The organism is Sporolactobacillus kofuensis, from assembly GCF_024125425.1.
Classification (GTDB): domain Bacteria; phylum Bacillota; class Bacilli; order Bacillales; family Sporolactobacillaceae; genus Sporolactobacillus; species Sporolactobacillus kofuensis.
In genome coordinates, this window is sequence record NZ_JAMXWN010000006.1 from 100,614 (window position 1) to 112,715 (window position 12,102).

General features: G+C 44.1%; 11 protein-coding genes. 7 read left to right on the forward strand and 4 right to left on the reverse strand.

Annotated elements, in window-relative coordinates; all coding sequences use genetic code 11:
- Positions 1-945: 945 nt before the first annotated feature.
- On the forward strand, positions 946-2,127 hold the full coding sequence (trpB, locus tag NIE32_RS06705) for a tryptophan synthase subunit beta (protein WP_253054149.1): 1,182 nt from the start codon (positions 946-948) through the stop codon (positions 2,125-2,127).
- Between the two features lie 124 nt (positions 2,128-2,251).
- A complete protein-coding gene (locus NIE32_RS06710) occupies positions 2,252-2,401 on the forward strand; it encodes a helix-turn-helix domain-containing protein (RefSeq protein ID WP_253054151.1) in 150 nt (49 codons plus the stop codon).
- Between the two features lie 399 nt (positions 2,402-2,800).
- Here the strand turns inward: NIE32_RS06710 and NIE32_RS06715 are convergent, their stop codons facing one another.
- Together NIE32_RS06715 and NIE32_RS06720 are read right to left on the reverse strand one after the other, a co-directional pair.
- Entirely contained in the window at positions 2,801-3,439 is a 639-nt protein-coding gene (locus NIE32_RS06715; RefSeq protein WP_253054153.1) for an alpha/beta hydrolase, read from the reverse strand.
- Positions 3,440-3,592: 153 nt separating this feature from the next.
- Positions 3,593-4,279, reverse strand: a complete 687-nt coding sequence (locus NIE32_RS06720; protein WP_253054155.1) for an NAD(P)H-dependent oxidoreductase — start codon at positions 4,277-4,279, stop codon at positions 3,593-3,595.
- A 309-nt stretch (positions 4,280-4,588) separates the two neighbouring features.
- On the opposite strand from NIE32_RS06720, the gene NIE32_RS06725 reads away from it, so the two are divergent.
- Positions 4,589-5,365, forward strand: a complete 777-nt coding sequence (locus NIE32_RS06725) for a tyrosine-protein phosphatase (RefSeq protein ID WP_253054157.1) — start codon at positions 4,589-4,591, stop codon at positions 5,363-5,365.
- 54 nt (positions 5,366-5,419) lie between these two features.
- Here the strand turns inward: NIE32_RS06725 and NIE32_RS06730 are convergent, their stop codons facing one another.
- Positions 5,420-6,286, reverse strand: coding sequence for a hypothetical protein (locus NIE32_RS06730; protein ID WP_253054159.1), 867 nt, complete (start codon positions 6,284-6,286; stop codon positions 5,420-5,422).
- Between the two features lie 227 nt (positions 6,287-6,513).
- On the opposite strand from NIE32_RS06730, the gene NIE32_RS06735 reads away from it, so the two are divergent.
- The 4 genes from NIE32_RS06735 (at position 6,514) to NIE32_RS06750 (ending at position 11,694) form a co-directional block, all read left to right on the forward strand.
- Complete coding sequence (locus tag NIE32_RS06735; protein ID WP_253054161.1) at positions 6,514-7,059, forward strand: LemA family protein; 546 nt, start codon at positions 6,514-6,516, stop codon at positions 7,057-7,059.
- A 12-nt stretch (positions 7,060-7,071) separates the two neighbouring features.
- Positions 7,072-7,962 (forward strand): zinc metalloprotease HtpX, encoded by an 891-nt coding sequence (htpX, locus tag NIE32_RS06740; protein ID WP_253054163.1) that lies wholly within the window; start codon positions 7,072-7,074, stop codon positions 7,960-7,962.
- Between the two features lie 601 nt (positions 7,963-8,563).
- Positions 8,564-10,024: a glycoside hydrolase family 68 protein gene (locus NIE32_RS06745; protein WP_253054165.1), complete on the forward strand. Its 1,461-nt coding sequence runs from the start codon at positions 8,564-8,566 to the stop codon at positions 10,022-10,024.
- 119 nt (positions 10,025-10,143) lie between these two features.
- Positions 10,144-11,694: a glycoside hydrolase family 32 protein gene (locus NIE32_RS06750; RefSeq protein WP_253054268.1), complete on the forward strand. Its 1,551-nt coding sequence runs from the start codon at positions 10,144-10,146 to the stop codon at positions 11,692-11,694.
- 159 nt (positions 11,695-11,853) lie between these two features.
- Here NIE32_RS06750 and NIE32_RS06755 read toward each other — a convergent pair whose 3' ends face one another.
- A complete protein-coding gene (locus NIE32_RS06755; RefSeq protein ID WP_253054167.1) occupies positions 11,854-12,081 on the reverse strand; it encodes a hypothetical protein in 228 nt (75 codons plus the stop codon).
- Positions 12,082-12,102 lie beyond the last annotated feature (21 nt).

The following is a 12,102-nucleotide window of genomic DNA, read 5'->3' on the forward strand; positions in this document are numbered from 1 at the left end:
GGAACAGGCCAAAAACAATTTGGAATGTGCCAAAAACGAATTGGAATGGGACAAAAAGCGAGAAGAACCGGACAAAAGAGTAACAATGCCCCAGTTTGAGTCTGGAGCAGGACAAAAAAGCATAGGAACAGACCAAAAACAACTTGGAATGGGACAAAACAGGCTAGGAATGGGACAAAAAGCGAGAAGAACCGGACAAAAGAGGAACAATGCCCCAGTTTGAGTCTGGAGCAGGACAAAAAAGTATAGGAACGGGCCAAAAACGAATTGGAATCGGACAAAACAGGCTAGGAATGGGACAAAAAGCGAGAAGAACCGGACAAAAGAGGAACAATGCCCCAGTTTGAGTCTGGAACAGGACAAAAAAGCAGAGGAATGTGCCAAAAACGAATTGGAATGGGACAAAACAGGCTAGGAATGGGACAAAAAGCGAGAAGAACCGGACAAAAGAGGAACAATGCCCCAGTTTGAGTCTGGAGCAGGACAAAAAAGCATAGGAACGGGCCAAAAACAACTTGGAATGGGACAAAACAGGCTAGGAATGGGACAAAAAGCGAGAAGAACCGGACAAAAGAGGAACAATGCCCCAGTTTGAGTCTGGAGCAGGACAAAAAAGCATAGGAACGGGCCAAAAACAATTTGGAATGGGACAAAAAAGCATAGGAACGGGCCAAAAACGAATTGGAATGGGACAAAACAGGCTAGGAATCGGACAAAGCGTCAACCGAATCAGACAAATGGGCAATGTATGCAGATCCCTGCTCTATTTCGAACGAAAGCCTGTCATACCAAGAAGAACTCAAGGTAACCAAAATGTTCGGAAAATTTTTGTTGATCGAATGATAATGCTTGACTTTAGAATATTTTTATTGGAAACTTATGGGGCACTACATTTTCGGTACCTTCCGGAGGGCGGGTACGAAAAAGAACAGGAGCTGAGTAGAGATGAGTAAAAGTACGAGTACGAGTGTAGCAACAACTGCAGGTAAATTTGGGGAATTTGGCGGAAGCTATGTCCCGGATGAACTGCAGACGGTTTTGGAAGAAATTGCACAGGCCTTTGACAAGTTTAAAGACGATCCCGAATTCAACAAAGAATTGCGTTACTATTTGAAAGACTATGTAGGACGCGAAAATCCGTTGACGTTTGCAAAGAACCTTACGGAACAAGTTGGCGGGGCAAAGATTTATTTGAAAAGAGAAGATTTGAATCATACAGGTGCCCATAAGATTAATAACACAATTGGCCAGATTCTACTTGCGAAACGGATGGGTGCAAAAAGGATTATCGCTGAAACAGGCGCCGGACAGCACGGCGTAGCCACAGCGACCGTTGCTGCCCTATTCGGATTGCCGTGTACGATCTATATGGGTAAATATGATACCGAACGTCAAGCATTGAACGTCTTCAGGATGGAATTGCTTGGCGCTAAAGTCGTGCCGGTGGAAAAAGGGCAAGGGCGTTTAAAAGACGCCGTTGATGTTGCACTGGAAGACTTGGTACAGAATCACGAAACGACATTCTATCTGCTCGGTTCAGCTGTAGGACCGCATCCGTATCCAACCATGGTGCACCACTTCCAATCGATCATCAGTGAAGAATCGAAACGCCAAATCCTTGAAAAAGAAGGTAAGTTGCCAGCTGCTGTTGTTGCCTGTGTCGGTGGGGGAAGCAATGCGATCGGGGCGTTTTCACATTATATTGACGAACCGAGTGTCCGCCTTGTCGGTGTGGAACCGGTAGAGGCAGCCAGCATCGCTGAAGGTGTGCCGGCGGTCATTCACGGGTTCAAATGTTATGCACTTGTCGATGAGAACAATGTACCGAAGCCAACGTATTCCATTGCAGCCGGGCTCGACTATCCGGGTGTCGGACCGGAGCACAGTTATTTGAAGGCTTCAGGTCGCGGTGAATACGTAACCGTTACCGGCATAGAAGCGCTCGATGCCTTCTTAATCCTTTCTAAAGTAGAAGGCATCATTCCGGCATTGGAAAGTGCACATGCTGTTGCCTACGCGATGAAGCTCGCGAAGACGCTGCCTCAGGATGAGAGTATTATCGTCAATCTTTCTGGTCGCGGGGATAAAGATGTGAAGCAAGTCTATGATATGTTGAATAAAGAGTAATAGATATTAAAATGGCCGCATTCTCAATAGGGAATGCGGTTTTTAACTTTTATTGAACTTTAATTGTGAAAATGGCCAATCCGCATGGAGCAAAAGAACATAACGGCCGGGTTTTGAGGGCAAGATGAGTCGGTCTTTTTTCATTGTCAAGGTCTCGCCAGTCTGGTTATTCTCCAATAGAGAACAATACAGTGTAAAAGAAATTGTAGAAATGACGGGTATTAGTCGAGCAACAGTATATCGTTACGTGAATCAAGAACTGATTATGGCTTAAATGTCTACCCAAAAATGAAAGGAGCCTTTCTACATTCGACTCAATTACTTTCTATTTTAATTTACATCATGACATAGATATGTTCACAAGATTAAGATGAAATTGGACATGAGCCTTTGGCCCAAACGTGTTTTGCGCATTAGATCATGAATATTGCGCATTGGTCTTATTTATCGTGCATTGGATCCACATTTTTGCGCATAGAACTGAGGATTGCGCGCATGGACCTTAGCCTTATTGATTTGCGCATGAGTTCATCAGATTTATGATCCACGTGAATCAAGTCCATGAACGGTTGAACGGATGGCCAAAAAATAACCCGCATGAGGAGGAAATTCTCTTCAGGCGGGTTTAATCAGATTTTACGAGCTCTCATACGAATGAATAAGTATTTCAAATTCAGGACTGGAATTGTGCGTTCAGCCAGTTCCGAATATCGATCACTTCATCTGGTACCACACCATGAGCGGTTGGGTATTCCTTGTAGGTGACGCTCAGATCTTTGCTTTCCAAATAAGTTTCGGTTGCTTGGCCAACGTGTACCGGAAAGAGTGGGTCGAATTGGCCGTGGCCAACGAAGAATGCGGGTTGAGCACCAGGAACAACAGCTTTTGCTGATTCTGCCACATAGTCAGGCAGCCGGCCGCTCATAATGACAGCACCGTTCGATTTGTCGGGATGAAGCAGGCTGTAGGAGAGGCTCAATATGGCTCCTTGGCTGAAACCTAGGAAATATCTTGGCTGATTCGGGCTGAGTTTCTCTTTCTTTATTGTTTCATCAAAAAAGCTGTCCAGTTGATCCAGTGTCCCATTAATCACTTCTTCCTCGGTTTGCCTTGAGAAGTCAGGCACGTAATAGGTATAACCTGAGCCATAGGGCCGATTGCCTTGAACATCGATTTGTACAAAGCCTTTTTCCTCGATACCCGGGATGCTGCTGAGATCGTGATAGTTCGAGCCGACACCATGCATGGTAAAGAGTATCGGTGTGCGCTCCGTGATGTTTTCTGGTTTGCTAATTTTATATAAATAGGTCATGGTCCCACCTCTTTCAATTGTTACTGTCATTTTATTGGCTTACAAAATGTAAGTCAAAGATTTATTCCTCGTGACTTCAAGATTTTTCTGGTCAACAAAAAGACCCGCGTAAATAGCTGTTTACGCGGATCCGAAAGGCATAGTAGAAAAAGATTAATTTTTCCATTCGACAACATCGTCAAGTGGCTGTCTCGTTTTCGGACGTGGATCTTTCACGCGGTAACCAAAAGCGACCATACAAGCAATACCGAAATCATTGCCTTTAATAATGCCTTCTTCTTGCAAAACCTTTTCGACTTGTTCCTTATTAAAGCCCTCCATTGGGCAAGAATCAATGCCGATCTCAGCTGCTGCAGTCATCATATTTCCAAGTGCAATATAACTTTGGCGGCAGCCCCATTCAAAGAAGACGCGTTCGCTGCTGGTCAGGTCAAAATCAACTTTTTCAAAATTGTCGATGGCACTGGTCATCATATGCTCAACATCTTCCGGCAACTTCTGAATATCATTGAGCATGTGCTGCACATGATTGGAGTGTGCGCTCAATCCGAATTGAAGACGGGACAGAATCAGCACGAAATGGCTGGCCGTTTTCAGTTTATCCGTCGCACCCCATGAAGCGGGCGCGAGTTTTGCACGAAGGTCTTTGTTCTGTACCACAACAAATTTCCACGGTTCTAGACCAAATGAGCTTGGTGACAGGTGACCGGTCTCCAGGATGAACTGGAAGTCCTCATCACTGATTTTCTTTGCAGGATCGAATTGCTTGCATGCGTGTCTGAATTGAAAAGCAGACAGAATGTGTTCTTTGATTTGTTCCTTGTTCATGATCTGATTCATGATACACTCCTCTTCCTTCATTGATGTTATTCCGGATCAAAGCGAGTCTCTTGGATTGCCCTCAAGTCCGGTCAAGGTTAGAAACAGTACTTGCGTTCACAAGGATTATTATAGTCTTTATGCGGGAAAAAATTAAACAAACCAGCTTTTTACTGGGTAAAAGAGGATTCAGAAAAAATTTTCGCTGATAGTAATATAGGGTATTTGGTTTTCGGTTCTTCACACGCGCCTGCGCAATTATAATTAAAAATTAGATAGAAAATGATATGATAGGTAAAAATACAAAAGTGAATGGAAAGTTGGGTGCAAATGGAAAATAATGCATTGATGGAGCGCGTGCTTCCTTTGGAAGGTGTGTACAATTTCCGTGACATGGGCGGATTGAAAACACGAGACGGTAGGAAAGTAAAAAAAGGACTGCTCTTTCGATCGGCAGAATTGACCCGCATGACAAGCAGCGATAAGAAAAGTCTGAGGCCGCTTAATCTCAAACTCATCTATGATTATCGAGATAGGGAAGAGGCGGAGAAAAATCCTGATCCACAAATTGGCAACGAGCGGCATGAACGCGTGGCAGTGAATGGTGAGGACAAGACGACAGCAAGAGATGAATGGGATCCGGAAACCTTTTATAAAACGTTCACGCCTGAAAAATTTGCACAAGTATACAAGGCGATGCCCATACGCAACGCCTCTTATCAACGGCTGATGCATCTTTTTGCGAATCCGGAAAAGAATGTACCGTTGCTCCATCACTGTGCCGGCGGGCGGGATCGAACCGGCGTTGGTGCGATGCTTCTGCTGCGCACATTAGGTGTTTCGTTCGAATCGATCATGGACGATTATTTGCTATCGAACCGTACGCTCGTGGCCTATCACGAGGAAATGTTTGAGGAAGCAGCGCACTACGTATCGGGCGCACAGTTAAAGCGATTTGAAAAAGGATTCATATTGAATGAACAATATCTGGATGCTTCGATTGATTCGATTTTCAATACGTATGGAAAGTTCGGAAATTATTTGGAGAAAGAATTCGGCATTACGCGAGAAGTTCGCACGCGTATTAAAGATTTTTGTCTTGAATAATCGATGAATGGATGATGGAAGACTACATCCATTTTTCTTATAAGCGGATTGGGATTAAGGAACAAGTCCCCGCAAATCATCAACACTTCTCATTTGATCGTTATGCCAATGCGAGACTGCGGGATCTTTGTCCAGTTCTAAGTGAAACCAGACGGGTTCATGGCCCTGAACAAAGACACACTGCACATTTTTCGTATTGTCCTTAACAATGAACTGGGCATCTACATCACTCTTGCCATTCCACTTCAGTACCGTATAGCGATGCTGAACAAATTCTTCATAAGGAATAAAGGGCTTTACTTTTGTATCGAAGAGCTCTTTCAATTCGCTCGTTAGTTTGTCTTTCTGTGCTTGAAGTTGTGGACATGGGTGGTAGTAATCACCTCGGGCATTTCGTTTACCGAAGGTGAGTATGCCGGCAGCTTTGATTTGTTCGAGCCAAAGTTTCTTTATTTCTTCAAGGTTATGCCATGACGAGTGTGATCGGATGCCCCACCCGATCAGCATCCAAGGATGCCGCTGCAATTCATCCTTGGTCGCAAGCGATTCGGTGAGCATAAGCTTATGTTCGTTAACGAACTGTTCAAAGAGAGCAATCGCGTCTGCGGATTTCGCTGCTTGGAGATGAAACAAATTATAGATTTGAAGAGTACCGGACGGATGGCCACGATAAAGTTCATGAACCAATTTAGTCAGTTGTGCGATGGTCGGGTCTTCTTTGATCGGACCCATCGCCGCTCCGTATTTTCTCAGTTGGGCATCCAACTTCGGATTTGTTTGTTCGAACTGCGCAGAACCTGGGTTGAGCATTAGCACAGCACCTAACGATCGACTTGAATGGCCCCATTGAATATAGGCCGATGTCCGGAATACGTGTCCAAATCGGAAAATAAATCTGCCGAAAGCTCGTGGATGATCCATCGTTTTATTTCTCCTTGTACTTAGTCCTCTGTGAGATACGTCTTATCTTATTTTACATCTGAATTCCTTAATTAGGAAACGAGAAGCAGACACCATCAAAGGTTTTGAAAGGCTCATGCGTTAGCCTTTTACCAAGATGTGTAAATCATCTCGATAATCACATAGTTATTCATGGTTTGATGCTATACTTGATTTAGCATGGGATATAAAAAGGAGAGAAAAGACCTATGATGACATGGATTAGTGTTGCAATCGTTGCAATTATCGTGATCTATTTTATTGCGCAATACAACGGTCTGGTGAAGCTGCGCAACTGGGTGCAGGAATCATTCAGCCAGATCGATGTTCAGTTGAAAAGACGTCATGATCTGATCCCAAACTTGGTGGAGACGGTCAAAGGCTATGCGAAGCATGAGAAAGAAACACTGAATCAAGTGGTTCAAGCTCGGAACGGTCTGGTCAGCGGGACGCCGCAGCAAAGAATTGAAGCAGACAACCAAATCGAAAGTGCGTTGAAATCCATCTTTGCTTTGGCGGAATCCTACCCGGATCTGAAAGCAAACCAAAATTTCCTGAGTTTACAGGAAGAACTGGCAACGACTGAAAATAAAGTGGCTTATTCACGTCAGTTGTATAACAAAACAGTGAAAGACTATAACATCAAACGTGAATCATTTCCAAGTAACATTATCGCGAAGATGTTTGGCTTTCAGAGAGAAGAGTTGCTCACAATTCCCGAGGCAGAACGTGATGTGCCTAAGGTAACGTTTTAACGGAGGCTGCTCATGCTCTATCAACAAATTCAACAAAATAAACGCAAGACCTTGGTACTACTTACTTTTTTCTGTCTGCTTGTGCTTGCGATCGGTTGGGCAGTCGGCTATTTTCTAAATGGTGACTTGATTTCCGGTCCAATAATTGCTGCAGGTGTGCTCGCTTTTTACGTTCCAATCACCTTTGCGAGTGCGAAGGCGCAGGTGCTGAGCATGGCGGGGGCGCATGAGATTAAAAAAAGCGACAATCCAATGGTGTTCAACGTGGTCGAAGAGCTGGCACTCGCAGCTCATGTTCCAATGCCGAAAATTTACATTGTCGATGATCCGTCACCGAATGCATTTGCGACAGGTATGAAGCCGGAATCCAGCGTAATCGCATTCACGAGCGGACTTTTGGAGCGGTTGAATCGTGAAGAGATTGCCGCAGTGACCGCTCATGAATTTTCGCATATTAGAAATTATGATATCCGGCTGATGACGCTTTGTATTGCGCTCGTTGGTGTGATTGTTGTGATTGCCGATATTGGTCAACGGATGTTTTTCTGGGGCGGCGGCCGCAGTAATAAGCGCAACAATGACAAATCGAATCCGATATTCATGGTGATTGCACTGGTGCTGATCATCCTTGCGCCGCTCGTTGCTCAATTTGTTCAGCTTGCTGTATCGCGAAATCGCGAATATCTAGCCGATGCATCGGCCGTCGAACTGACACGCGATCCACAAGGACTGATCAATGCGTTAACAAAAATCAGTAGCGATTCACAAGGCATGAACCATGTGAAAGACGCTACCGCATCGATGTACATTTCTAACCCTTTTGGTAAGAATCGCAAGAAAACCAATTGGTTTGCAACCCATCCTCCGATTGAAAGCCGAATTGAACGGCTCAAAGCAATGTAAAAAAGTAATGAAACCGCATGGTATAGCCATGCGGTTTTTTGTGCGCGGATTAGGCCAGGGTTAATGCGCGAAATGTCTGGTTTAATGCGCAAAAATGTGGATCCAATGTGCGAAAAATCGAGATCAATGCGCATATCGATATCAGGCCAATTTTTCACAAGTAAATTATCCCAATCTACCACGTCTAACCCGATACTAAAGACCTATTGAATTTACAATTGTGTAATATAAATTCAATAATTAGCTAATAATTAGAGATTGCGTTTTCATTTTAAACAAAGGCTTTAATAGATGCTTTTAAAGCGCCACACTTTTTATTTTTAAGAGAGCTAGAATTGTAATAAATGCAATAATGCACAATACTAAAGACCTATGATGGAATCGATTCCATGTGGAAAACTAGGCGAATTTGTTTCATTTGTTAGATTGACTTGGGTACCGGATTCCCCGTATTCTGAGTAAGGCGCATCAGCAGAATCAATGCTGATTAAGAAGAGGACATGCGTTAACCGAAGCCACAAATAGAGAGAAGCAAGCTCAAAGAGGTTTGTTCAGTTTCGGAAGAGCGTGTTCTTCAAAAATGCAACAGGGAGAGGTATACATGATGATGGGAAAACTCGTAAAACAGACCGCTGCTGTCGCATTGGCTACAACGTTCTTGTTTGGCAGCACGGGGCATGTGTCGGCAAAGCAAAGTGATGATTTGGGCTATGACAAATCTTATGGACTCTCACATCTCACACGATTCGATATGAGTAAAATTTCGGATCAGCAGGAAGATGAGCGATTCCAAGTGCCGGAATTCGATGAATCAACAATAGAGAATCTACCGTCAGCAGTCGGTAAAAATAAAGATGGAAATGACATTGATCTAGATGTTTGGGACAGCTGGCCTCTGCAAAATGCGGATGGAACAGTTGCCAATTATAAAGGCTATACTATAGTTTTCGCACTTGCCGGTGATCCCAAAGTAAGCAATGATACGTTCATCTATCTGTTCTACCAAAAGAAAGGTGAAACATCCATTGATAGCTGGAAGAATGCCGGTAAAGTATTTAAGGCGGATGATCACCTGAATGCGAACGATCCGATTCTGAAAAACCAGGCGGAAGAATGGTCCGGATCAGCAACACTAACTTCGGACGGCAATGTACGGCTTTTCTATACTGACCGTCACCCAATGGATGAAAGCAACAAGCTTTATGGAAAACAAACCTTGACGACGGCACAAATTAATCTTTCTCAACCGGACGCGGATACGTTAAAGGTAGACGGTATCGAAGATTTGAAGTCGATTTTTGACGGGGACGGCAAATACTATCAGACGGTAGACCAATTTGTAGCTGGTGATAAGTCTGCGGATAACCACACATTACGTGATCCGCATTATGTTGAAGATAATGGGCATAAATACCTCGTTTTTGAAGCAAACACCGGAACCGAAGTCGGTTATCAAGGTGATGATCAGCTGAATAATCGCGCCTATTACGGCGGGAACTTGAACTTCTTCCAAAAAGAACGAAAAGCATTACTGAACAGCTCGAAGAAGAATCTTGCATCCTTTGCTAATGGTGCATTAGGCATTATCGAGCTGAACGATGATTATACGTTGAAAAAAGTAATGAAGCCGTTGCTCACTTCGAATACGGTAACCGATGAAATTGAACGCGCAAATGTGTTCAAGAAGAACGGAAAATGGTATCTCTTTACCGATTCACGTGGAGCGAAAATGACTGTGGACGGCATTGGCGACAAAGACGTGTATATGCTCGGGTTTGTCTCGAACGCACTCACCGGAACCTACCACCCACTTAACGGTAGCGGGCTCGTGTTGCACATGGATCTCGATCAGAGCGATGTCACTTGGACGTATTCTCATTTTGCAATTCCGCAAACAAAGGGAAACAAAGTCGTGATTACAAGCTATATGACCAACAGAGGGACATTTGATGACCATCATGCAACGTTCGCACCAAGCTTCCTTGTAAACCTTCAAGGCTCGAGAACATCGGTGGTTCCAGATCGTACTCTGGATCAAGGTCAGCTGACTGTCGAAGATTGAAATTAATAGCAAGAATTGTAGAAAATGTCGAGAATATGCGACATTTTCTTTTTTTATGGGCATTTTATGTAAGGATGGAGAGGCATCACGGATTCATTTGGAGGGTTATACACGTGGAATTGAAAAAGAAATTTTTTGTAGTAGTCAGCCTCGTCACGCTGAGTTTGCTCATTTTAACCATCATTATTTTATTCTCCGGATTGTTCCAACCAAAGGAAAAACCAGTGATAGAAAAAAAGAAGCAGACGTATCGATCGGTTTATCATTTTACCGTTCCGGATAAGTGGATGAATGATCCACAGCGGCCAATTTATTTTAACGGATATTATCACTACTATTACCTGTACAATCGTGATTATCCAAAAGGAAACGGGACGGAGTGGCGCCATGCGATCTCCAAGGATCTCATTCATTGGAAAGATGAAGGCGTGGCAATTCCGAAATATACAAACAAAAACGGTGATATTTGGACAGGTTCGGTTGTCCGCGACGTGCACAACACTGCGGGCTTAGGAAAGCATGCGTTGGTCGCGATTGTGACACAACCGCCGGCAAATGGTGACCAAGAACAGTTTCTTTGGTATAGCTCGAATCAAGGAAAAACATTTAAGAACTATGGTGATGATCCTGTGTTGCCGAATCCGGGAGTTAAGGATTTTAGAGATCCGAAAATTATTTGGGATGCCGAGCGCAACCAATGGATCATGCTGCTTGCTGAAGGAGCAAAGATTGGCTTTTACACATCGAACAATTTAAAAGAATGGCAGTATGTCAGTGGCTTTTTTACTCAGAATATTGGTATTGTCGAATGCCCGGATCTCTTTCAGCTGCGTGCCGATGATGGAAAGGTCAAGTGGGTACTCGGCGCAAGTGCAAACGGAAAGGCAGCCGGATTGCCGAACACGTATGCCTACTGGACAGGCAGCTTTGATGGGAAAACGTTTAAGCCTGATAATGAGGAACCCCAATGGCTCGATCATGGCTTTGACTGGTATGCAGGCGTCACGTTTGAAGATGGCCGCGCTTCGGATAAGTTGAAGGCACGCTATGCGATTGCCTGGATGAATAATTGGGATTATCCGAATAACACGCCAACGTTGAAAGAAGATTTCAACGGGGCGAATTCGATTGTACGCCGGATTCGGTTGATCCATCGGGCTGGGCAATACAGCTTGGCATCACAGCCACTTCCTGGTTTAGAGAAAATGACGGAGTCAACGAAACGTTTGGATACGCAACATGTGGAAGGAGTCAAGACACTTGATGTGCAAGGGGACGCCTATCAGCTTGATGCCGATCTTTCCTGGTCAGATGCACAAAATGTCGGACTCAGACTACGCGAATCCAAAGACAAAACGCGGCATATTGATGTCGGTGTTTTTGTAAAAGGTGGCTACATCTACGTGAATCGTGCGTTCACCGGCCAACCAGATAAAAGTAACAAAAGTGTAGAAAGTCGAGTTGCGATTCCTTCCGATAAAAAACAGGTTCATCTGAAAATTTTCGTCGACAAGACCAGCATCGAAGTATTTGTCGATGATGGGCAAACCGTTTTTAGCGATGAAGTATTTCCACATCTTAACGACCAAGGAATCAGCTTATTTTCCGAAGGCGGAACGAGCACATTTAAAACTATTGAGATAAAAAAATTCCGATCAATCCTGCAATAATACGTAGCTCGAGCGATGTGTTAAGCGGGAGGTGGGATGACCGAGCCAAAATGCTGAATGTCTCAATTAGATGAAAAAGTGTCCGATTCAGCTTGGTTTTTGTCCTGTTCGGAGTGAAAAGTGTCCGGTTCGATCACGTTTTTGTCCGCTTCCGAAGCATTATTGTCCTGTTCTGCCCGACTTGTCCGGTTCGGCCTGATTAGTGTCTGATTCCGCTTGATTTTTGTCCTGTTCGGAGTGAAAAGTGTCCGGTTCGATCACGTTTTTGTCCGATTCCGTAGCATTATTGTCCCGTTCCGTCCGACTTGTCCGGTTCGGAGTGAAAAGTGTCCGAATCCGATTAATAATTGTCCCGTTCGGCATCATTTTTGTCCGGTTCCACCTCATTTGTGTCTCCTTCTCGCGATA